Genomic DNA, 23467 nt, shown 5'->3' on the forward strand with positions numbered 1-23467 from the left:
GTACCGGACGCCGTGGCGGACCGTACGGACGGCGAACCTCAGGATGCGTGGACCACGGCCATCTCGTCCCACCGTGTCGTGCAGCGCGCGGAGAGCATGTCCCGGCGCATGCTCCATGGGGCGCCGGTGTCGCCGCTGTGACGTCCCGATCCGCGGATTCCGGCGTATCCTACGCCGGCCCGTGCCGGGCCGAAGCGTCTGGCGACCTCGTCGAGCACCGCCCCCAGATGGTGGTCATCGCGTACGGCCTCCAACCCATCAAGCGTGTGGAAGACATCCGCGTCGACCAGGCCACACAGCATGACGCCGGCGCGGATGTACCGCCCATGGCGATCGAAATGCGGGCGCATGGCGTCATAGGCCGCCCTGCCGATGGTGATCGGGTCGTCGCTGGGATCGGGCAGCATGCTCACGCCATGCAAGGACAGGTAGTGGTGGTCGGTGTCGAACGGACTCGTCGAACAGAACGCGTGCACCTGGGAGCACAGGCCGTGTTGGCGTCGCAGCCGGTGGCAGGCGCGCTGCGCGTAGAGTCCGAGCGCTTGCCCTATGCCCTCGAACCCCTCGATGGGTGTGCTGAACATGCGTGAGCAGAGAATCTGCGTGGTTCGCTCGCCGTCCGCGGCCGCTGGTTGGTCGGGGATGCAAGGCAGGCCCCGCAGCTCGAGCACGGTGCTTTCCAACACCACGGAGAAGCGGCGTCTGATCGCGACGGGGTCGGTGTCGCGCAGTTGCAGCGCGGTGAGGATGCCCATGGATTGCAATGTTCTGGTCAGCCGCCGGCCCACCCCCCAGACACGTTCCACCGGTATCGTGGCCAAGGCCTCGGTGATGAGCACGTCGTCCGCCCGGGGCCATACGGTCACGCCGTGCTCCTGGGGATGGTCCTTCGCCCAGTGGTTGGCCACCTTGGCGAGGGTCTTGCTGGGGGCGATGCCGACGCTGACGGGGATGCCGACGCCGGTGAGCACCGCCTCGCGCATGCGGATGGAGGCCTGCGCCGTCCGAGCGGCGTTCCAAGGGGCATGCAGGAAGCATTCATCGATCGAGTAGATCTCCTGACGGGGCATATACGTTCGCATCACCGACATCATGCGCGCGGAGAGACTGGCGTAAAGCTCGTAGTTGGAGCTCCTGGCGATCACGCCATCCTGCCGCGCGCGTTCGCGAATCTTGAACCAGGGGGTGCCGTTGGCTATGCCCAACGCCTTCGCCTTCGCGGAACGGGCGACGACGCAGCCGTCGTTGTTCGAGAGTACGACGACCGGTTTTCCGGCCAGGGTCGGGTCGAACACCGTCTCGCAGGAGGCGAAGAAGCTGTTCGCGTCGGCGAGCACCGTCAATCCGGGCATCAGCAGGCCCACCCGTCGTGGGGGTATCGGCCGTCGCCGCCATAGGGCGGGTGTCCCGTCCGCCGGCGTTGCGCGCCGGGTGTTGCGCCGTCCGACCTAGTGCGTGAGGGGCTCGTCGCCGCGGACGATGCCCCCTGTCGTTGTCCGGGTCGGATGATGCCGGGGGGTGGGTGCGGCGGTTCCCCGGCCGTTCGTGTGCTGCCGCGGCGTCGGCGTGTCGACGCTGCGCGGGCCGCCTCGGGACTGCGGGTGGAAGTTCCCGGTCACCACCCCCCAGATCGTGAGATCCTCATCATCCATCGGCCGGAAATCGGGGTATCGGGGATTCTCGGGATGCAGGATGGGGCGAGAGCCTTGAAACAGCAGGCGTTTGACGGTCAGTTCGCCATCGAGCACGGCCACCACCACGTCGCCCGGTTCCGGCGTGAGCGAACGGTCGACGACCAGCAGGTCGCCGTCCCAGATGCCGGCGCCCTGCATGGAATCCCCGGCGACCGTGACGATGAAGGTCGTGTCCGGGTGTTCGATGATGTGCTCGTCGAAACTGAAATCGCCGGAGAAATAATCCTGTGCCACCGAGGGGAATCCGGCATGCACGGCTTCGAGCGCCATGGGGACCGCCCGAGGCGAGGTGGTCGCGCGGGCGACACTCACCGCATGGCACCATGGGCGTGCGGTCACATCGTCGTGGGTTTGCGCGGTGACGGGCATCATGCACCTCCATACTGATATTCGAACATATGTTCGAATATCAGTATGGCCAAGGCATGGGACAAGGCGTGCTCGGGGAAGGGTCGGATTGAATAATCTGAGACTTCCCTCCGCGTCATGGGACAAGGCGCGGAGGGAAGGGGCTAGGCCCTGCTTTCCGCGCGGTTGTCCTCGGACGTGGGTGTGTCATCGTCGCTGACGTGGTGCTGGGGCAGACGTATCTCGAAGTTGGCGCCCCGTGGATCGTCGACCACTCTGATCGATCCCCCGTGCAGTTGTGCGGCCCATCGCGCGATGGACAGGCCGAGCCCGGTGCCGCCCGATTCGGTGCCGGGGCCGGTCTTGCCCTTGACGAATCTGCGGAATATGTCGGAGCGCGAGGCGTAGGGGATCTGCGAGCCGGAGTTCACGACATTGGTGACGACGGTATGATCATCGGGGTCCACCCGCGCTTCGATGAGCACGGCCGTCCCGTCGGCGGAGTGTTTGAGGGCGTTTGAGATGATGTTGGTGAACAGCTGGCGCAGACGGTCCTGATCCCCCTCGATCGAGAGGCCTTCCGGGACTTGGAGCGTGATGTCGTGGGCGTGTCCGGCATCGGCGATCTCAAGGGGCTTGAGGGTGTCGTCCAGGAATTCGGCGACGTCGAACCGTTCGATGTTGAGGCTCGCCGCGCCGGCCTCCATGCGGGAGAGGTCCAGCAGGAAGGCGATGAGATCGGAGAGCCGGTGGGTCTGGTTGAGAATGCCCTCGAGGTTGGCGGGCGTCGGTTCGACGACGCCGTCGGCGAGGTTCTCCAACATGGCCTGCAAGGCGGAGACGGGCGTACGCAGCTCGTGGCTGACGTTGGCCACCATGTCGGTGCGCATCTGGTCGGCGTGCTGCAGCTCCTCGGCCATTTCGTTGAAGGAACGCGAGAGCTGCCCGATCTCGTCGTTGCTGTTGCGGCCGGTCTTCACCCGCACCGTGTAGTCGCCGTCGGCCATCGCCTCCGCGGCGTCGCGCATCTCACGCAGTGGTGCGATCAGGCCGCGGGCGAACAGATAGGTGATGCCCAATGCGACGATCAGGGTCAGGGGCATGGCGATCCAGCCGCTGAGACCCAGCTTGAGCAGCACCCAGGCCATGACGAAGGCGACGGCGGTGGAGATGACGATGAGGATGCTCAGCTCGATCTTCAGCGAATAGAACAATCCTATGGGCCGACCGTCCTGGAGCCTTGGCGAAGGACGACGCAGGGACCGGGCGCGTGGAGGCTCGGGGGGGAACGGGGTGTCATGGGCGTCAGCGCGCGTCCTCGGTGGTATGCGCCGAGACGCCGGTCTGCGGCGGCTCGAAGGCGTAGCCCACGCCGTGCGCGGTGCGGATGAGATCGGAACCGAGCTTATGGCGCAGCGCCTTGACGTGCGAGTCGACGGTCCGCGTTCCCGAGGCGTCGGGCCAGTCCCACACCTCCTCGAGCAGTTTCTCGCGTTTGAACACCGATTGCGGGCGGCGGGCCAAGGTGGCCAGCAGATCGAATTCGGTGGGCGTGAGATGGACCTGGTCTCCGTCGAGCGTCACGATGCGCTGGCGTGGGTCGATGACCAACGAGCCGAAATCAAGGATCTTCTCGTTTTCGAGGTTCTTGGCGATGATGGTCGCGCGCTCGACGCGGCGCAGCAGGGCCTCGCAGCGCGCGATGAGCTCGCGCGGGGAGAAGGGCTTGGTCATGTAGTCGTCGGCCCCGGCGCCGAGCCCCATCACTTTGTCGGACTCCGCGTCGCGGGCGGTGAGCATGAGGACGGGGACGGGGCGCTCGGCGACGATGCGCTTGGTCGCCTCGATGCCGTCCATCACCGGAAGCATGATGTCCATGATCACGAGATCGGGCTTGAGCTGGCTCGCGGCCCGCACCGCGCTCGCCCCGTCGGAGGCCACACGGGCCGTCCATCCGTTGGCGGCGATGCGCTGTGCGATGGCGGTGGCCAGATCCGGTTCGTCTTCGACGACCAGGATAGTCCGTGATCTCGTTTGACGCGTCGGGGAGTTGAACATAACAGAACCGCCTTTCAGTGTGCCGGTTCCAAGAATACCGCCCCTAACGCCGGTATGGTCAGACGGGCGGACCAATCACGTGAGTGATAGGCCTCGGGTTGCGCCTCGATGTCGCCGTTGTGGATGTCCGAACCGCCGTATCGTACGTCGTCCGTGGTCAGGACCTCGCGCCATACGCCGCCCTGGGGCAGCGGCACCTGATAGTTCTGCCACGCCTCACCGGAGAAGTTGACGACCACGACCATCCATTCGCCCTTCGCCCCGATGCGCATGAACGACAGTGTGTTGTGGTCGGCGTCATCGCTGGTGAGCCATTGGAATCCTGCGGGGTCGAAGTCCTGGCTCCACAGGGCCGGGGAGGAACGGTACAGCGCGTTGAGGTCGGTCACCAACCGCTGCATCCCGGTGTGCCCGTCCTGGTTGAGCGATCCCCAGTCGAGGGACCCCTCGTGGTTCCACTCGCCGATCTGCGCGATCTCGTTGCCCATGAAGGTGAGTTTCTTGCCCGGATGGGCCCACTGGAACGCGAACAGGGCGCGCACCCCCGCATAGCGCTGCCATTTGTCGCCGGGCATCTTCTCGTAGAGCGAACCCTTGCCGTATACGACCTCGTCATGGCTGATCGGCAGCACATAGTGCTCCGAATAGGCGTAGACCATCGAGAAGGTGATCTCGTTGTGGTGCCAGCGACGATTGATCGGTTCCTCGTTGAGGTATTGCAGGGTGTCGTGCATCCACCCCATGTTCCATTTGAGCCCGAAGCCCAGTCCTCCCGCGTTCGTGGGCGCCGTGACCCCGGGGTAGGCGGTGGATTCCTCGGCGATCATCATGATGCCCGGATTGTTCTTGTAGGCGGTCGCATTGGCCTCTTTGAGGAAGTCGATGGCCTCCAGGTTCTCCCGCCCGCCGTAGATGTTCGGATGCCACTGGCCGGGCTCGCGGCTGTAGTCGAGGTACAGCATCGAGGAGACGGCGTCGACCCGCAGACCGTCGACGTGATACTCATCGAGCCAGAAGCAGGCGTTCGCGACGAGGAAGTTGCGCACCTCGCGGCGACCGAAGTTGAAGATGTAGGTGCCCCAATCCGGGTGCTCGCCCCGAGTGGGGTCGGGGTCCTCGTACAGCGGTGTGCCGTCGAAACGCCCCAGCGCGAAGCCGTCCTTGGGGAAGTGCGCCGGGACCCAGTCCATGATGACGCCGATGCCCGCCTCATGCATGCGGTCGATGAGGTATTTGAACCCATCGGGGTCGCCCAGCCTGGAATCGACGGCGTAGTAGCCCGTGACCTGATAGCCCCACGATCCGGAGAAGGGATACTGGGCCAGCGGCATGAACTCCACATGCGTGAAGCCCTCGCGCGCGACGTAGTCGACGAGACGATCCGCGAGCTGACGGTAGTCCTTCAGCCCCCGGTCCCAGCTGTTGGCGTTGACCTCGTAGATGCTCACCGGGCCGTTGTGCGGATTCGTGCGCCTGCGGCGGTCCATCCATGCCCGGTCGCTCCACTCGTAGCACGATTCATAGATACGCGAGGCGGTGTGCGGCGGCAGCTCGTGGGAACGTTCCATGGGGTCGGCCTTCATCACCCAGTGGTCATCCGACGTGAGGATCTCGTATTTGTAGGTCGATCCTGCCTCGAGTCCGGGGATGAACAGCTCCCAGATGCCCGAGGCGCCGAGTTCGCGCATGGCATGGCGACGGCCGTCCCAGGCGTTGAAGTCGCCCACGACCCGCACCGCATGCGCGTTCGGCGCCCAGACGGTGAAGTCCGTGCCCGTCACGGCCTCGCCGGGGGTGCCATCCTGCGAGCCCATGGGATCGTCGAGGTGTTTGACGTGCGCGCCCAGCACCTCCCACAGGCGTTCGTGGCGTCCCTCACCGAACAGGTACGTGTCGATGTCGCCGATCATGGGCAGGTAACGGTACGGGTCGTCCTGCGTCAGGGTCGTTCCGTCGTCGTATGTGGTCCTCACCCGGTAATCGGGCACCGCCCTGGTGCCGCGATCCGTCGTCGTCGAGGGGCCCACGGCCACGAAGATGCCATTGCATTCGTGTTGCGCCGGGTACGCGCCCTGCTGCGTGATGATGACGACCTCGGTGGCCAGCGGACGCAACACGCGGTAGGTGACGGTGTCCGCGTCCGCGCCGGCCCCGAGATGGCCGCCCAGCACCTCGTGCGGATTGTAGTAGCGGGCGTCGCTGACAGCCTCCAACTTGTGCCTGTCCACGGACAGGGCGTTGCGATCATCCTTGATTGTCGATTCTGTAGCCATGGTTAAAGCATAGACTCGATTTGGCCGCATTGTGCGTAGAGAGGTCCATCGTGTCGCGCCCGAGGCGGGAACTTGGTCGACGTCATGGGCATATGGCACCATAGAATAGGCTTATTGTCGAGAATGTGTCGGTGTTCACGGAGGATTTATGGGGTATCAGGTCGGAGACATGGTGGTGTACCCACGTCACGGGGCCGCAAAGGTCGAAGCCATCAATGAACGGACGGTCAAGGGCATCACCCGGGAGTATCTGCAGTTGTCCGTGATGTCATCCGACGGTCTGGTCATCAACGTCCCCGTCGAGAACGCCAAGAAGGTCGGCGTGCGTGACATCGTGGACGCCGAGGAGGTCGCCAAGGTCTTCGAGATCCTGCGCACGCCCATCCTCGAGAAGGAGATGAACTGGTCGAGGCGTTACAAGCTCAATGTCGAGAAGATCGCCACCGGTGATGTGAACAAGATCGCGGAGGTCGTGCGCGATCTCGCCCAGCGAGACGTCGACGAACATGGTCTGTCCGCGGGGGAGAAGCGCATGCTCACCCGTGCGCGCAGCATCCTCACCTCCGAGATCGCCCTGTCGGAGAAGATCGACGAGCCCGAGGCCCAGCGACTGCTCGACGTCAATCTCGGGTACGCCGAACCGCAGCCCGGCGACGACAAGCACCATACCGGGTCGCCGGAGGAACGGGCATCGCAGACCCTCGAGCGGCTCGAGCGCGAGGCGGAGAAGCCCAAGAAGAAGTAACGACCAAGAAGACGTAACGACGCGCGTATCCGCATCGATATGAGATCGGCGCCCCGGACCTGTGAATCACCTGGTCCGGGGCGCCGATTCGTATGGTGCTGATCGGCGTGGCTGATTATCGCTGACGCAGGCCGTTCACCGCCTTGGCCACGGCCCAGAACAGCGTGGAGATGGTCACGATGATGAAGCTCGGCGGGGCCGGGAACATCGCGGAGATCGCCAGGCCCCCCCAGATGGAGACCAGGCACAGGCAACTCGCGATCAGCATCGAACGGAACGGCGAGGGTGCGATGATGTTCGCGGTCGCCGCAGGAGTGATCACCAAAGCGAACACCAGCAGCGTCCCGACCGCGGGAACCGCGATGGTGACGACTCCGGCCATCACGGCCATGAACGCGACGTTCATCAGCGCGATCGGCACCCCCTTGGCCTGGGCCACCTGCTCGTCCAAGGAGCTGAACAGCAGCGGGCGGTAGATCACCGCAAGCAGCAGGATCAGGACCGCATCGAAGACGACGAAACCGACGATCTGACCGTTGGTGATGGTCAGGATGGAGCCGAAGAGGATGGACTGCATCTGCTGGGTCGCGGATGTCGACAGCCGCGCGAAGAAGAGGCCCAGACCGGTGGCGAAGGCCAGTACGGTGCCCGTCGCGATCTCGCGTTGCGAGGCGCGTTTGCCCAGCGCACCGATGGTGAGTGCCCCGCCCAGGGCGAAGATCCCCAGGCCCATCGAGACCGGCAGGCCGAGCAGCACGGCGCCCGTCGCCCCCGGAAGACCGATGTGGGCCAAGGCATGTGCGGCGAAGGTGGAATGCCGGGCGATGGTGAAATAGCCCATCACGCCTGACGCCACGGCGATGCAGATGCCGGCGAGGAAGGCGTTGCCCATGAACGGCGCGTGCAGCGTCGTCCACCATTGCGGATCAAAGGTGAAATTGACGTGGCTCATTGCCGGCCCTCCTCGTCGTGGTCGACCCTCCGTGGCCGATCGCCGTGATGATGATGGAACTGCGCGACCTCCGTGGGGTCGTGTACGTCCTGCGTGGCGTCCTGCGGTTCGTCGGGACTGGGGGTGACGAATATGTCGCCCTGCGGCGTGGTCACGACCTGGACCTGCGTGCCGTACAGATGGGTGAGCAGGTCGGCGTCCAGCACTTCGTCCATGGCGGCGTAATGCGGGTGGCCGTCCAACAGATACACCGCCCCGGTCAGGATGGGCAGCAGCATGTTGAGATCGTGGGCGACGACCTGGATGGTCGTGCCGAGCTCGCGATTGAGGCGTGCGAGCACATGGACGGTGGCCCGCTGGCTGGCCAGGTCGAGGTTCGCCAGGGGTTCGTCGAGCATGAGCAGCTTCGGGTCGGACACGAGGGCCTGTGCGATGGCCACGCGTTGGCGCTGGCCTCCGGAAAGCTGCGAAAGGCGGTACCTGGCACGGTCCGCGATGCCGGCGAACTCCATGGCCCTACGCGCCTTGTCCCGCTGTGCACGGGTGACCGGATGGATGCCGAAACGCATGCCGGTCAGCCCCAGCAGCACCGACTGTTCTGAGGTGATGTTGGCATCGACCTCGGAGGTGTAGCTCTGCGGAACGTAACCGATGCGGGCGTTCGCCGAGCCGGCAGGGCTGCCGAGCACCGTCACCGATCCGGCGGAGAGCGGGATGAGGCCCAGCTCCACGTTCATCATGGTGGTCTTGCCCGCGCCGTTGGTGCCGACGATGGCCGTCACGGAGCCGGTGGGGATGCTGAAGGAGCCGTTCCTCCAGATGACGCGGTCGCCGCGGGTCACGCGGGCGTCGTCGAAGATGATGGCGTTGTCCTGCGGCTTGGCGGGACGCGGTGGTGATGTATGCATGTATGTCGATCCCATCTACGTGCGTTGCGGTGCACGCTTATATGCTGACAACCATTATCAGGAACCGGCATGACAACCAACCCGCAGGGGCATCGCGCTGATGACGGGGCGGGTGTGAACCACGGATTCAGGGTGTGCGGGAGGTTGCCGTCGAATGCGGCGTGGCCTCTGTGGGGGAGGGGCTGGGATCGCCCTGCCTGCCGTCGTTTCCTTGGTCCCCGGCCGCTTTGTCAGTCGGGAGCGTTGTCCCGATGCCGGAGACGATATCGGACATCCAGGCGGTCAGGTCGGTGAACCGCGGAGGCATCGCCGCGCTCAGCCGGAAGACCGGCACGCCGCCTTGACTCGCCGCCGTAAGGAGCGTCTTGGAAGCGTCGTCGCCGCTATGGCTCTGATCGGCCGCATCGGTATGGGTGTCGCCCTGCTCGGATCCGGCACCATCGGTGGCGGCTGGATCGGTGCCCGCAGCGGCATCGGCGGAGGTGACGAACAACGTCACCTGATGGTGTTGCAGCAGATGCTGGAAATCCTCCAGATCGGCGGATCCCGATGAGCCCCCGGCTAGGGTGGCCTGTGCGTAACCGCGAGGCGTGAGATCCTTGAAGCCCATGTCGGACATGAGGTAGTACCCCACCGTCCCGTCCGAGGCGTACGTGGAGCCGGTGCGCTTCGCCGCGGCCTTCTTCATGCGTGTGGCGAGTGCGGCTTCGTCGGCCCGCCATGCGCCGAGCCGTGCGGTGAACTGTCGTTTCTTCGCCGGACGAAGTTTGGAGAAGACCTCGGTGAGTTCCGAGGCCACGCTGCCGCGCGCATCCTTGGAGAACCACAGGTAGGGGTTGTCTCCGTCCAGGGCGCCCACCGCCTCGGCGGCGGAGACGCTCTGGGCGCCTTTGCTCAGATTCGCGGCGGCCCACGGATCGTAGCCAGCGCCGTTGGAGACGACGACCGTGGCCTTGCGCAGCGCATCGACGTCGTGTGTCGAGGGTTCGAAGTTCCGTGCTTGGGATGATGCGCCGTCGAATACGGAGGTCACGGATACGTCGCTTCCCCCGATGGTCTGGGCCAGCGCCCCCCATTGTTTTAGTGACGACGCCACGAGGATGGGGCCTGAGTCCGTCGTCGGTGATGCCATGGGACTGGGTCGGCTGGACGGGCTCTGGCAAGCCGACAACGAGACCAGCGTCCCCGCCGCGGTGGCCGCCGCGATCAGTCGGCGCAACGCCTTGCGATAATGCCTCACCATGGTCCCGCCTTCCCTCCTGCAGTGGATGCCCCCTGGATGGTTCGTGGACGATCCGAATCGGGTTCGCATTCCACGGCGCCATGGTCGCTATCGGCGGCCTTCATGGACACCATACGACTTTACCCCACGATAATCTATTGTCCTGCAAGGTTTCACGGTCGAACGGGTTTCAGGGGCACCGCAGGGCGCGCCACCCGGGACGCCACCGAGAGAAGAGGTCAGATGCCCACCATACTCGACGGAATCGCGACGGCCGCGGCGATCAAACGGGATCTGTCGCGCAGGGTCCGCAGCCTGCGGTTGCACGGGGTGCAGCCCGGCTTGGGCACGCTGTTGGTCGGCGACGATCCCGCCTCGACGCGCTACGTGGCCGGCAAGCATGCGGACTGCGCCGAGGTGGGCATCCATTCCATTCAGCGCAGATTGCCGGCCGATGCCGGGCAGGATCGCATACTCGAGGAGGTGCGTGCGCTCAACGCCGATCCGGCGTGCACCGGCTTCATCGTGCAGCTGCCGCTACCGGGCGCGATCGACCCGAACGCCGTCATCAACGCCATCGATCCCGCCAAGGACGCCGACGGCATGCACCCCTATAACCTGGGGCAGCTCGTGCTGCACATCGACGGGGATCCCGGCACGCCACAGCCATGCACCCCCCGGGGAATCATCGAACTCATCGGCAGCCACGGTATCTCGTTGGATGGCAAGGACGTGTGCGTCATCGGCCGCGGCGTGACCGTGGGGCGCACGATCGGTCTGTTGCTCACGCGACGCGGTGAGAACGCGACGGTCACGCTGTGCCATACCGGCACGACGGACATCACGCGCCACATGCGGCAGGCGGATGTCATCATCGCCGCCGCCGGGCAGCCCGGATTCGTCACCCCGGAGCGGATCCGTCCGGGCGCCGTGCTGGTCGACGTCGGGATCAGCCGCGTGCTCGACGCCGAGACCGGACGCTACCGCATCAGGGGGGACGTCGATCGTGCGTGTTATCCGAAGGCCTCGGCGTACACCCCGAACCCCGGCGGCGTGGGTCCGATGACGCGCGCCATGCTGCTCACCAATGTGGTGGAGATCGCCGAACGTGCGGTGGGGGAGACACGCCCGGAATAATGCGGAGTTTTTGGGCATGGGGCCTTGTATCCTATGGCTTGTATGTGTCCGAGAGGATGCACAATAACTAAATACCGGTAATTATCCATCCACTAGTCAACAGAAACCACTTATTTAATGGCAGAGAACAATACGGAAGTCACCAAGGTCGCGATCAACGATATCGGCACCGAAGAGGACTTCATCAAGGCAGTCGATTCCACCATCAAGAACTTCGATGATGGAGATCTCGTCGAGGGAACCGTCGTGAAGGTCGATCACGACGAGGTCCTGCTCGACATCGGCTACAAGACCGAGGGGGTCATCCCCTCCCGCGAGCTTTCCATCAAGAAGGACGTCAAGCCCGAGGATGTCGTCGAGGTCGGCGACACCATCGAAGCACTTGTCGTCACGAAGGAAGACAAGGAAGGCCGTCTGATTCTGTCCAAGAAGCGCGCTCAGTACGAACGCGCCTGGGGCGATATCGAAAAGATCAAGGAGGATGACGGCGTCGTTGAGGGTACCGTCATCGAAGCCGTCAAGGGTGGTCTTATCGTCGATATCGGTCTGCGCGGCTTCCTGCCGGCTTCCCTGGTCGAGATGCGTCGTGTCCGCGATCTCTCCCCGTACATCGGGCAGAAGATCAAGGCCAAGATCCTCGAGCTCGACAAGAACCGCAACAATGTGGTGTTGTCGCGTCGTCAGTATCTCGAGGAGACCCAGTCCGAAGTGCGCGAGACCTTCCTCTCGCAGCTCAAGAAGGGTCAGATCCGCGAGGGTGTCGTGTCCTCGATCGTCAACTTCGGCGCCTTCGTCGATCTGGGCGGGGTGGACGGCCTGATCCATGTTTCCGAGCTGTCCTGGAAGCACATCGATCACCCGTCCGAGGTCGTCAAGGTCGGTGACAAGGTCACCGTCGAGGTGCTTGACGTCGATCTGGACCGCGAGCGCATCTCCCTGTCGCTCAAGGCCACCCAGGAGGATCCGTGGCAGCGGTTCGCCCGCACCCACGTCCCCGGACAGATCGTCAAGGGCAAGGTCACCAAGATCGTGCAGTTCGGTGTCTTCGTCTCCGTCGAAGACGGCATCGAGGGCCTCGTGCACATCTCCGAGCTGGCCAACCGCCACGTGGAGAACCCCGAGACCGTCGTCAAGCCGAACGAAGAGGTCTTCGTCAAGGTCATCGACGTCGATCTCGATCGTCGCCGCATCTCGCTGTCCCTCAAGCAGGCCAACGACTCGGTGGATCCGTCCTCCGAGGACTTCGACCCGGCGCTCTACGGAATGCCCGCGGAGTACGACGAGGCTGGCAACTACAAGTACCCGGAGGGCTTCGACCCGAGCACGAACGAGTGGATCGCCGGTTACGAGAAGCAGCGCGAGGAGTGGGAGTCGCAGTACGCGGCCGCCCACGACCTGTGGGAGCAGCACAAGGCCTTCGTCACGAAGGAGATCGAGAACGCTGCGACCTCCGCCGCCGAGGACAACCAGGGTGCGCGCGAGTCCAAGGCCGAGGAGACCTCCTCGTCCAACTACTCGTCCGAACAGGGCACCGAGGGCACGCTGGCCGGTTCCGACCAGCTGGCCGCCCTGCGCGAGCAGCTGCTGAGCGAAAAGAAGTGATGCCGCGGGCGTAGGGTCGATCCCTGCGTTCGATCATCGCGCCGTGCTTCAGCACGGGTATGAGGACCCGGTCCCGATGGGGGCCGGGTCCTTTGCATCCCCGGAGCCCCGATCCGGCGTCACCGGCGTTAGGATGGGGAACCATGATGATACGCATCGGACTCACAGGGGGCATCGCCTCGGGCAAGAGCACCGTGGCCTCGCATCTGTGCGAACTGGGCGCCCGGGTGATCGACTACGACCGTCTCGCCGCGCAGGTCGTGGCGCCGGGCGGGGTGGGGTTGCACCGCATCGCGCAGGCCTTCGGCCCGCGGGCCCTGACCGAGGAAGGCGAGCTCGATCGTGCGTGGATCGCCGAACAGGTCTTCGGCCCCCGGGCGGATCCCGATGCCAGGGATCGTCTCGACGCGATCGAACACCCGTTGGTGTATGCGTCGGCGGAGCGTACGGAGCGCGAGTTGCTGCGACATGAGCGCGGCTCGGAACATCCACTCGTCATCGTGCACGATGTGCCGCTGCTCGCCGAGGTCATCGACACGATTCCCTTCTCCTTCGACCATATCGTCACCGTCGAGGCGCCGACGGAGGTCCGTGTCGAGCGCATGATGCGCACCCGGGGGATGAGCCGCAGGCAGGCCGAGGATCGGATTCGCCATCAGCCGAATCGCGAGGAACGGCTTCGTATGGCCGATGCCGTGGTGGACTCCAACCAATCGCTCGAACGAATGTTCGAAACCGTTGATAGGCTGTATGCGCGCTGGACCGGTGGTCCTGCAGGTCCGACAGGTTTCACCGGGATGGCACGGAGAGGATAGCATGGGATTCAATATCGAGCGGGAGAACAAGCCTTTCGTCGTCAAGTCACCCTACCGGCCATCGGGCGACCAGCCCCAGGCGATCGACGAGCTCGCCTCGCGCATCAACAACGGCGAGAACGACGTGGTGCTCATGGGGGCCACCGGCACCGGCAAGACCGCGACCACCGCGTGGCTCATCGAGCGCTTGCAGCGTCCGACGCTGATCCTGGAACCCAACAAGACCCTCGCCGCGCAGCTGTGCGCCGAATTCCGCGAACTCATGCCGGACAACGCGGTGAGCTACTTCGTGTCGTACTACGATTACTACCAGCCCGAAGCCTACATTCCCCAGACCGACACGTACATCGAGAAGGATTCGAATATCAACGACGACGTCGAGCGGCTGCGCCACGCGGCGACGGCGAACCTGCTCACGCGCCGCGACTGCGTCGTCGTCGCCACCGTCTCGTGCATCTACGGGCTGGGCACCCCCGAGGAATACGCCGGCCGCATGCTCCTGCTCAAGGAGGGCGAGCAGATGGACCGCGACACCCTGCTGCGGCGGTTCGTGGACATGCAGTACAAACGCAACGACATCGCCTTCACCCGAGGCACCTTCCGTGTGCGGGGCGACACCGTCGAGATCATCCCGGTCTACGAGGAGCTCGCGGTGCGCATCGAGTTCTTCGGCGATGAGATCGACCGCATCTCCACGCTGCATCCCCTCACCGGCGATGTGATCGCCCACGAGAGCCAAGTCCACATCTTCCCGGCGTCGCACTACATCGCCGGTCCGGAACGCATGGAGCGCGCCCTGACGAGCATCAAGGCGGAGCTCGACGGCCGGGTGGCCACGCTGCGCAAGCAGGGCAAGGAACTCGAGGCCCAGCGCCTGACCATGCGCACCACCTACGATCTGGAGATGCTCACCCAAGTCGGCGTCTGTTCCGGTGTCGAGAACTACTCGCGGCATTTCGACGGCCGTGCCCCGGGCACCGCGCCGCATACGCTGCTCGACTTCTTCCCCGACGATTTCCTCCTCGTCATCGACGAATCCCACGTCACCGTCCCACAGATCGGGGCCATGTACGAAGGCGACGCCAGCAGGAAGCGCACGCTGGTGGAGCACGGGTTCCGTCTGCCCTCCGCCATGGACAACCGGCCGCTCAAATGGCCCGAGTTCCTCGACAAGGTGGGGCAGACGGTGTATCTGTCCGCCACGCCGGGCGACTACGAGCTGGGTCTGTCGGACGGTGTCGTCGAGCAGATCATCCGTCCCACGGGTCTGGTCGACCCCAAGGTCGAGGTGCGGCCCGTCACGGGGCAGATCGACGATCTGCTGGCGGAGATCAAGGACCGTGTGGCCCGCAACGAGCGTGTGCTGGTCACCACCCTGACCAAGAAGATGGCCGAGGATCTGACCGACTACCTGCTTGAGCGGGGCATCAAGGTCGAATACCTGCATTCCGATGTGGACACCCTGCGCCGAGTCGAACTCCTGCGTGAACTGCGTGAGGGGAAGATCGACGTCATCGTCGGCATCAACCTTCTGCGCGAGGGCCTCGATCTGCCTGAGGTGTCCCTCGTGGCGATTCTGGACGCCGACAAGGAGGGGTTCCTCAGGTCGCACCGTTCCCTGATTCAGACGATCGGCCGCGCGGCCCGCAACGTGTCCGGCACCGTCATCATGTACGCCGACGAGATCACCGACGCCATGCACAAGGCCATCGACGAGACCAATCGCCGACGCGAACGGCAGATCGCGTACAACAAGGAGCACGGCGTCGACCCCAAACCGCTCATCAAGAAAATCAGCGACGTCAACGACATGTTGGCCAAAGAGGACGTCGACACCCAGACGCTGCTCGAGGGGGGCTACCGCAATTCCGGCAAGGCCGGCAACACCCATCTCGGAGTGCCTGAATTCGACCGGGAACGCTCGGACAGGCGGCATGAGGAGATCCTCAAGGCCGGTCTGCCGGCGCAGGACCTTGCCAACCTCATCCGCCAACTGAGCGAGCAGATGCACACCGCCGCCGAACAGCTGCAGTTCGAGCTGGCCGGACGTCTGCGTGACGAGATCGGGGACCTGAAGAAGGAACTGCGGCAGATCACCAAGGCCAATCTCTGAGCGACGGCGGGCGAGTGGACCCCGGCTTCACGTCACCCGCCGTTCGTATGCTGGAGAGCATGTCTGAAACCTCACCGCTGTTCATGATCGTTACCTTCGTGGTCTTCGTGGCGTTCTTCGTCGTGGACCTGTTCGTGGTGGGGCGCCGTCCCCATGTCCCCTCCACTCGTGAATGCGTGCAGCACATCGCGTTCTTCGTGGCCGCGGCGGTGATCTTCGGCGTCCTGGTGTGGTTCTTCGCAGGGTCTCGTCCCGCGGTCGAGTTCTATTCCGGCTGGCTCACGGAGTATTCCCTGAGCATCGACAACCTCTTCGTCTTCGTCATCATCATGTCGAATTTCGCCGTACCCAGGCGTCTGCAGAAATACGTGCTCAGCGTCGGCATCATGGTCGCGCTGGTACTGCGGGGCCTGTTCATCCTCGTCGGCGCGGCCATCATCACCCGGTTCACCTGGGTGTTCTTCCTGTTCGGCGGGTTCCTCATCTACACCGCGGCGAAGATGGTGTTCGGCGACGAGGAATCGGACGAGGACTATCAGGAGAACGCCCTCATCCACCTCCTGCGCAAGGTGGTCAAGGTGACCGACACCTATGACGGGGAGCGGTTGCGCACCACCGTCTCCGGCGTACGGTATTGGACGCCCATGCTCATCGTGTTCCTCACCATCGGCACCACCGACGTCATGTTCGCCTTCGATTCGATTCCGGCGATCTTCGGGCTGACGAAGGATCCGTTCATCGTCTTCTCCTCGAACGTCTTCGCCCTGTTGGGGTTGCAGCAGCTGTACTTCCTGCTCGGCGCGCTGCTCGACAAGCTTGTGTACCTGCCCGCCGGTCTGTCGGTGGTGCTGGGCTTCATCGGCGTCAAACTCATCATGGAGGCGCTGCATGGCAATACGCTGCCGTTCATCAACGGTGGCAGGCCGATCGAGCAGGTGCCCGAGGTCCCGACGTGGCTGTCGCTCGTCGTGATCGTCGTCGCGATCGGGGGAGCCTCCGTGGCCAGTGTCATCACCATGCGCCGGATGGAACGTCTCGGATCGGCTCACGATGTGAACGCTCACGATTCCGACGATATTCAATAGGCGTCTTATCCTCAGAAAACATGCGGTTTTCATTGCAATCGCAACGTTGTGAGCGCAAACAACACGCCCATGCTCCGGCTTGGATTACCGAGGCCAACGCTAGTAGACTTGTTTGCGGAAGTCGGGCCATCAGGTCCGATCGTTTTAGTTACCAGAGGCAGGCAAGAATGAGAAAAGCCAAGATTGTTGATACCATCGGTCCCGCCACCGAATCGCTCGAGAACCTCACCGCATTGGTGAAGGCCGGCATGGATGTCGCCAGGCTCAACCGCTCGCACGGCACCGCCGAGGATCATCTCAAGGTCTACAACAACGTACGCCAGGCGTCCAAGACCACGGGTCGCAACGTCGCCGCGCTCGTCGACCTGCAGGGGCCGAAGATCCGTTGCGGTTGGTTCAAGAAGAACGCCGAGGGCGAGGACATGGTCCACCTTGAGAAGGGCCAGGAGTTCGTCATCACCACCGACGACATCGAGGGCGACGAGCACATCACCTCCACGACCTTCAAGGGTCTGCCCGGAGATTGCCACGCCGGCGACCCGATCCTGATCGACGACGGCAAGGTCCGTCTCGAGGTCACCAAGGTCGAGGGCAACAACGTGCACACCAAGGTGCTTGTGGCCGGCCCGGTTTCCAGCCACAAGGGCATCAATCTGCCGGGTGTGGCCGTCAGCCTGCCCGCGCTCACCGAGAAGGACGAGAAGGATCTGCGCTGGGCCATCCAGACCGGCGCCGACATCATCGCCATGTCCTTCGTGCGTTTCGCCACCGACATCGATCGCGCCCATGAAATCATGGACGAGGAGGGTCGTCGCATCCCCGTCGTCGCCAAGATCGAGAAGCCGCAGGCCGTGGAGAACCTTGAGGAGATCGTCAAGGCCTTCGACGGCATCATGGTGGCCCGTGGAGACATGGCCGTCGAGATGCCGTTCGAAGAGGTCCCGCTGGTGACCAAGCGTTGCATCGAGCTCGCTCGTCAGTACGCCAAGCCCGTCATCGTGGCCACCGAGGTTCTCGGTTCCATGGTGCATTCCCCGGTGCCGTCACGCGCCGAGGCTTCCGACTGCGCGAACGCCGTGCTTGACGGCGCCGACGCCACGATGACCTCGAACGAGACCGCTGTTGGCGATTACCCGACCGAGACCGTCGCCACCATGAGCCGCATCTCGAACTATGCGACCGCCCACGGCTATGATCGCATCCCGACGATGAAGACCCTCGACATGTCGAGCACCGGCGCCGTTTCCTCCGCCGCCGTCGACCTCGCCGACAAGCTCAACGCCAAGGCGATCGTCGCCTATACCCAGACGGGCCGCACGGTCCAGCGCGTGTCCCGCGAGCGTCCGGCCGCCCCGATCTACGGTCTGACCGGCGACGAGCATACCTCCCGTTGGCTCGCTCTGAGCTGGGGCACCGAGGCGTTCCTGCTCAAGAACGATTACCACGATATGAGCCGCAGCGATCTCATGGTCTTCACCGACAAAGTGCTGCGCGACGCGGGCAAGGTCAATGACGGCGATAAGATCGTCATCCTGAGCTCCGCCCAGGGCGTGCACCAGTCCGGTCGCACGGATTCGATCTACGTGCACACCGTCGGTGCCTGCGACTGATTACCCCATGAGGTGAAGTCGGTGGTCGTGTGTGCTTCGGCACGTGCGGTCAACCGCCGACCCACCAAAGAGGCTGAGATATGACGATGCCCGCCATGTGATTGCTCACATGGCGGGCATCGTCATATGTGGTGACGTCGTTGACGCCATCGCTCAGCGGGGTATCAGGAGTCCCGCCTTGAGCCTGAGCACCGCGATGACGGTCTTGGCGTCGAGAATCGTGCCGTTGACCACGAGCTGGTATGCTTCGTCGATCGTGAAATGACGGACCTCGAACCGCGGCGTTTCCGGGCCGACCGTACCAGTGGGAACGGGGGTGAGGCCTTGCGCATAGAAGAGCACCGTGTGCTGGGTGGAGAAACTCGGCGTGTTGATGAAACGCGTGAACTGGACCAGGCTCTGCGCCTGATACCCGACCTCGTCGCGCAGCTTGCGCACCGCGACATCCTTCGGCTGCTCGTTCGAGTCCAGGGCGTGACCGCACGGGATCTCCAACGTCCAGCGGTGGGTGGGCACGCGGTACTGCTCGATGAACGGGATGGTGTGGTCATCGGTCACGGCGACGATGCCCACGGTATCGCCTCGGGCCTCGGTGAGGATATCACGTTCGAACGCACCTTCATCCGCGCTGCTGAGCGTCACGTGTTCCACATTGAAATAATGGCTTCTCAACGATGTGGTGCGTGAATCCTCCTCGACCGGAGCGGTACGCCATGGATCGAATCTGCGATGGGTTTCATTGCTCATGCCCTGCCTCCTTGAGCCTGCTGCATGTGATTTCCATAGTAGACCGGTTGCGGGGTGATGGAACGCCGATTCGCGCTGCCATTGCGCTGGCATCGCTCCGGACGTCCATCATGCCGGGCGGGTCGACACCAGGGCTTGGATGTACGCGGATGTGGTCTGCGTCGGCGACCACGACACACCTGACCGGCCGTCGCCTTGATATGGTAGATTTCCAGATGGCGGTTTTGCACGGACGACGGGTGATATCGCCATGGATGCCCTTGTATCCCAATTGGTAGAGGAAACAGCCTCAAAATCTGTGCAGTGTGGGTTCGAGTCCCACCAAGGGCACGTCGTATAGCAGCGGTCCGTAGTAGGTTCGAAGAGTGGATTGATACTCTGACCTTGATGGTATGTGAAAGAGGCTTGAGATGACTGCAACAAGAAACAGCGCGAATTCCGGGGAAGCCACTCCGGTGCTCAGTGAGGAGGAACTCAAGGCGGTGGCCGCCCAGGCGGCGCAGGGTCGCTCGGCAACCGAGGCGGCGGACAGTCAGGTTGCGAAGACCGATGATGCCGATCGCAAGCCGACCGTTGTGGTCGCCGAGGATGAATCCGTCAACCGCATGGATCTCGTCGCCATGCTCGAGGACAACGGGTATGAGGTCGTCGGCCAGGCCGCCAACGGTGAGGAAGCCGTCGAACTGACGCGCAAGCACCGCCCGAACGTCGTGTGCATGGATGTGAAGATGCCCCGTATGGACGGCATCACCGCCGCGGGAACCATCTGCGACGAGAATATCGCCCCCGTGGTGATGCTCACGGCCTACTCTCAGACCGATCTGGTCAAGCAGGCCACCGGTGCCGGCGCCATGGCCTACGTCACGAAGCCCTATGAGGAATCCAAGCTGCTGCCCGCACTGCAGGTGGCGATGGGCCGGTTCGCGGAGATCAATGACCTGCTCGACAGCGTCGAACGCAGCGAGACGAAGCTCAAGGAGACCCGGGGCGAGCTCAAGGAGCTTGAGGACAAGCTCAAGAAGGCCGAGGACACCCTCGAGGAACGCAAGTTCGTCGATCGCGCCAAGGGCCTGCTCATGGACAAGGCCGACTTCTCCGAACAGGGTGCCTTCCGCTGGATCCAGAAGACCTCCATGGATCAGCGCATCCCGAAGAAGCGTCTGGCCATGGCCATCATCGCCAAGTACGGCGATCAGAAGCCCGAAGAGACAGATGAGCGTTAGTCCCGCATCCGGCGGTACCAAGCGGAACAAGGGCACGCTGCTCGTCGTAGACGGACATTCCCTGGCATTCCGTGCGTTCTTCGCACTGCCGGTCGAGAACTTTTCCACGGCCTCCGGCCAGGCCACCAATGCGGTATGGGGTTTCATCACCATGCTCGCCCAGGTCATCGATGCCGAGGCGCCGGATCATCTCGCCGTGGCCTTCGACATGAAGGGCGGCACGTTTCGCAACACCATGCTGCCGCAGTACAAGGGCACGAGAGACGCCGCGCCTGAGGATCTGCTGACCCAGCTGCCGCTCATCCAGCGACTGTTGACGGCCTTGGGCATCACCTATATCGAAGTGCCGGGGTACGAGGGTGATGACATCATCGGCACCATGGCGACGATGGGGGAGCGTTCGGGATACCGCACGCTGGTGCTGTCGGGGGACCGGGACGCCTTCCAACTGGTGGATGACCGCGTGACCGTGCTGTACCCGGGCCACCATTTCAAGGACCTCAAACACATGACCCCGGAGGCCATCAAGGAGAAGTACCGGGTGTACCCCGGCCAGTATCCCGATCTCGCGGCGTTGCGGGGCGAGACGGCCGACAACATCCCCGGGGTCCCTGGCGTCGGCGACGGCTACGCCGCCAAATGGATCAACCAATACGGGTCCCTGTCGGGCATCATCGAGCACGCCGGGGAGATCACGGGCAAGAAGGGCCAGGCTCTGCGGGACAACATCGAGCAGGTCAGGCTCAATCGGCGGGTCAACGCTCTCGTGCGTGATCTTGATCTCCGCGCCGATGTCGAGGACTTCTCCTTCGGCGTTGTGGACGCCGACCAGGTGCAGAAGCTGTTCGACCAGTTGGAGTTCGGTGCCCGTACACAACGCCGGGTCCTCTCCACATTTGACACGACAACGGTCGATGACCACACCGCCGCTGAGGAGAACACGTTGACGGACCCCACGACCGCCGTGGTGTCCGATGCGGCGACCCTGCGTGGTTGGCTGGCCGCCCGGGAGGCCGAACGCACCGACCATACCGAACACACCGTCGACATGACGGGCAGCACCTCCGATGCCGCATTCCATGCCGTGCCCCCTAGCGACGCAATGCCTCAAACCAACGAGATGCATGGTGGCGAGGAGGTGCATCCCACCGACGGCATGCATCATATCGATGGCGATCTGCGCTGTGCGGACGGGGTCCGGGCCGGCTGGGTGCTCGCCGCTCAGGGGAGCCCCAAACCGGGTGAGGCCTCGTTGACCAGGCTGGTGCTCCTCATGGACGATCAGGCCGCGGTCATCGACGGGAACGCCGACGAGGCGATCCGTACCGTGGTCCGGCATTGGTGTGAGGCCCATGCGGATCGGATGATCGTGCATGGTTACAAGGAACATCGCCATATGCTCGCATCCATCGGCATCCGGCTGCACGAACCGTGGTTCGACACCAAACTCGCGGGATACCTGGTGCAGCCCGATTTCCATGCCGACGATGTGGATGCGGCCGCGGTCCGTTTCCTCGACCTGCAGGAGGATGCGCATGCCGCGGTGACCCAGGGGCAGCTCGATCTCGGTGATGGCGACGGCGAGGAACATGTCGCGGATCCCGCCGAAGTGGCGGCGCATCAGGCGGTGCTGGTGCGCGCCCTTGCCGATCATCTGGCGCCCATCGTCGATGAGCGGCGGCAGTTCGGATTGCTGCGTACCATCGAGTTGCCGGTGTCCAGTGCCCTGTTCGACATCGAACGGACCGGCGCACACGTGGACGCCACCCGGCTGCAGGCCATGCACGACGCCTTTGGCGCGGATGCAGGGCAGGCCCAGGCCATTGCGTGGCAGGCCGCCGGGCATGAGGTCAATCTGCAGAGTCCCAAGCAGCTGCAGAAGGTCCTGTTCGAGGACATGGGACTGCGTCCGACGCGCAAGACCAAGTCCGGTTCATACACCACCAACGCCGCCAGTCTGCAGGATCTCTATCTCAGATCGACGGGGAACGAGCGGGCCAACACGTTCCTCGGGGCCCTGCTGAGGCACCGTGAGACCAACAAGCTCAAGCAGATCGTGCAGACGCTGATCGAGGCGGTCAATCCGCGTGACCAACGCGTCCATACGACCTTCGAGCAGACGGTCGCCGCCACCGGGCGATTGAGCTCCGTGGACCCCAATCTGCAGAACATACCGAACCGCAACGCCGCTGGACGTGAGATACGTTCCGCATTCGTGCCCGGTGAGGGATACGAGTCCCTGCTCAGTTGCGATTACTCGCAGGTGGAGCTGCGCATCATGGCCGATTTCTCCGGTGACGAGGCGTTGATCGAGGCTTTCAGATCAGGTGCGGATTTCCATAAGTACGTGGCCAGTCTGGTCTACGGCATCCCCGTCGAAGACATCAGCCCCGACCAACGCAGCCACGTCAAGGCGATGAGCTACGGCCTGGCATATGGCCTGAGCACCTACGGCCTGGCACGGCAGCTGAGCATCAGCCCTGCGGAGGCCGATCTGCTCAAGGAGAAGTATTTCACCACCTTCGGCAAGGTGCACGACTACCTGGAGTCATTGGTCGACACGGCGCGCACCAAGGGCTATACCGAGACGATGTTCGGCCGGCGCCGGTACTTCCCGGCGCTGCGGTCGACGAATCGTGCGGCTCGTGACGCCGCCGAGCGAGGAGCGCTGAACGCCCCGATCCAAGGGTCGGCGGCTGACATCATGAAGCTCGCGATGATCCGCGCCGCGGAAGGTCTCGATCAGGCCGGAGTCTCCAGCCGCGTCATCCTGCAGATCCACGATGAACTCGTGGTTGAGGTGGCCCGGGGCGAGGCCGAGCGGGTCACGGCCATCGTCAAGGACGCCATGGAGCATGCGGTCGATCTCGCGGTGCCCCTCGACGTTTCCACGGGCATCGGCGCGGATTGGCAGCTCGCCGCCCACTGATCCGCG

The 23467-nt window shown here is 64.0% G+C and carries 18 protein-coding genes and 1 tRNA gene; 10 read left to right on the plus strand and 9 right to left on the minus strand.

The genetic code is table 11. The annotated features are described in order from the left end of the window. Nucleotides 1-38: 38 nt before the first annotated feature. The 5 genes from BMON_RS00925 to glgB form a co-directional block, all read right to left on the minus strand. Nucleotides 39-1352 carry a Y-family DNA polymerase gene (locus tag BMON_RS00925; protein WP_033511291.1) on the minus strand — a complete coding sequence of 438 codons (1314 nt, stop codon included), beginning with the start codon at nt 1350-1352 and terminating at the stop codon, nt 39-41. Between the two features lie 96 nt (nt 1353-1448). Then, nucleotides 1449-2066: a LexA family protein gene (locus BMON_RS09390; protein ID WP_237745270.1), complete on the minus strand. Its 618-nt coding sequence runs from the start codon at nt 2064-2066 to the stop codon at nt 1449-1451. A 140-nt stretch (nt 2067-2206) separates the two neighbouring features. Beyond that, a complete protein-coding gene (locus tag BMON_RS00935; protein ID WP_420307254.1) occupies nt 2207-3256 on the minus strand; it encodes a sensor histidine kinase in 1050 nt (349 codons plus the stop codon). 91 nt (nt 3257-3347) lie between these two features. Next, nucleotides 3348-4100 carry a response regulator transcription factor gene (locus BMON_RS00940; protein WP_051917695.1) on the minus strand — a complete coding sequence of 251 codons (753 nt, stop codon included), beginning with the start codon at nt 4098-4100 and terminating at the stop codon, nt 3348-3350. Nucleotides 4101-4114: 14 nt separating this feature from the next. Next, nucleotides 4115-6373 carry a 1,4-alpha-glucan branching protein GlgB gene (gene glgB, locus BMON_RS00945; RefSeq protein WP_033511054.1) on the minus strand — a complete coding sequence of 753 codons (2259 nt, stop codon included), beginning with the start codon at nt 6371-6373 and terminating at the stop codon, nt 4115-4117. A gap of 148 nt (nt 6374-6521) precedes the next feature. On the opposite strand from glgB, the gene BMON_RS00950 reads away from it, so the two are divergent. Then, nucleotides 6522-7118: a CarD family transcriptional regulator gene (locus BMON_RS00950; protein ID WP_033511052.1), complete on the plus strand. Its 597-nt coding sequence runs from the start codon at nt 6522-6524 to the stop codon at nt 7116-7118. Between the two features lie 115 nt (nt 7119-7233). Here the strand turns inward: BMON_RS00950 and BMON_RS00955 are convergent, their stop codons facing one another. The 3 genes from BMON_RS00955 to BMON_RS00965 form a co-directional block, all read right to left on the minus strand. Next, nucleotides 7234-8070 (minus strand): metal ABC transporter permease, encoded by an 837-nt coding sequence (locus tag BMON_RS00955; RefSeq protein WP_033511050.1) that lies wholly within the window; start codon nt 8068-8070, stop codon nt 7234-7236. After that, entirely contained in the window at nt 8067-8978 is a 912-nt protein-coding gene (locus BMON_RS00960; RefSeq protein ID WP_051917727.1) for a metal ABC transporter ATP-binding protein, read from the minus strand. The genes BMON_RS00955 and BMON_RS00960 overlap by 4 nt, the downstream gene beginning before the upstream one ends. A gap of 127 nt (nt 8979-9105) precedes the next feature. After that, nucleotides 9106-10221, minus strand: coding sequence for a metal ABC transporter solute-binding protein, Zn/Mn family (locus BMON_RS00965; RefSeq protein WP_161786301.1), 1116 nt, complete (start codon nt 10219-10221; stop codon nt 9106-9108). A 222-nt stretch (nt 10222-10443) separates the two neighbouring features. Between BMON_RS00965 and BMON_RS00970 the strand changes: the two genes are divergently transcribed. The 6 genes from BMON_RS00970 to pyk all read left to right on the plus strand — a co-directional run bounded on the left by BMON_RS00970 (nt 10444) and on the right by pyk (nt 18562). Continuing rightward, entirely contained in the window at nt 10444-11337 is an 894-nt protein-coding gene (locus BMON_RS00970) for a bifunctional methylenetetrahydrofolate dehydrogenase/methenyltetrahydrofolate cyclohydrolase (RefSeq protein ID WP_033511048.1), read from the plus strand. 117 nt (nt 11338-11454) lie between these two features. Beyond that, complete coding sequence (gene rpsA / locus BMON_RS00975) at nt 11455-12939, plus strand: 30S ribosomal protein S1 (protein WP_033511046.1); 1485 nt, start codon at nt 11455-11457, stop codon at nt 12937-12939. 143 nt (nt 12940-13082) lie between these two features. Next, entirely contained in the window at nt 13083-13754 is a 672-nt protein-coding gene (gene coaE / locus BMON_RS00980; protein ID WP_051917698.1) for a dephospho-CoA kinase, read from the plus strand. 1 nt (nt 13755) lies between these two features. After that, on the plus strand, nt 13756-15867 hold the full coding sequence (gene uvrB, locus BMON_RS00985; protein ID WP_033511044.1) for an excinuclease ABC subunit UvrB: 2112 nt from the start codon (nt 13756-13758) through the stop codon (nt 15865-15867). A gap of 59 nt (nt 15868-15926) precedes the next feature. After that, the gene (locus BMON_RS00990; protein WP_033511277.1) at nt 15927-16952 is read left to right on the plus strand and encodes a TerC family protein; all 1026 of its coding nucleotides are present in this window, start codon (nt 15927-15929) and stop codon (nt 16950-16952) included. Between the two features lie 167 nt (nt 16953-17119). After that, nucleotides 17120-18562 (plus strand): pyruvate kinase, encoded by a 1443-nt coding sequence (gene pyk / locus BMON_RS00995; protein ID WP_033511042.1) that lies wholly within the window; start codon nt 17120-17122, stop codon nt 18560-18562. A 153-nt stretch (nt 18563-18715) separates the two neighbouring features. Here pyk and BMON_RS01000 read toward each other — a convergent pair whose 3' ends face one another. Beyond that, nucleotides 18716-19309 (minus strand): NUDIX domain-containing protein, encoded by a 594-nt coding sequence (locus BMON_RS01000; RefSeq protein ID WP_033511040.1) that lies wholly within the window; start codon nt 19307-19309, stop codon nt 18716-18718. Nucleotides 19310-19565: 256 nt separating this feature from the next. Between BMON_RS01000 and BMON_RS01005 the strand changes: the two genes are divergently transcribed. The 3 genes from BMON_RS01005 to polA all read left to right on the plus strand — a co-directional run bounded on the left by BMON_RS01005 (nt 19566) and on the right by polA (nt 23461). After that, nucleotides 19566-19639: transfer RNA gene (locus BMON_RS01005), tRNA-Leu, on the plus strand. Between the two features lie 80 nt (nt 19640-19719). Continuing rightward, a complete protein-coding gene (locus BMON_RS01010; protein ID WP_033511038.1) occupies nt 19720-20532 on the plus strand; it encodes an ANTAR domain-containing response regulator in 813 nt (270 codons plus the stop codon). Continuing rightward, entirely contained in the window at nt 20522-23461 is a 2940-nt protein-coding gene (gene polA / locus BMON_RS01015; protein WP_033511036.1) for a DNA polymerase I, read from the plus strand. Before BMON_RS01010 ends, polA begins: the two co-directional genes overlap by 11 nt. Nucleotides 23462-23467 lie beyond the last annotated feature (6 nt).

The organism is Bifidobacterium mongoliense DSM 21395 (genome assembly GCF_000741285.1).
GTDB classification, from domain to species: domain Bacteria; phylum Actinomycetota; class Actinomycetes; order Actinomycetales; family Bifidobacteriaceae; genus Bifidobacterium; species Bifidobacterium mongoliense.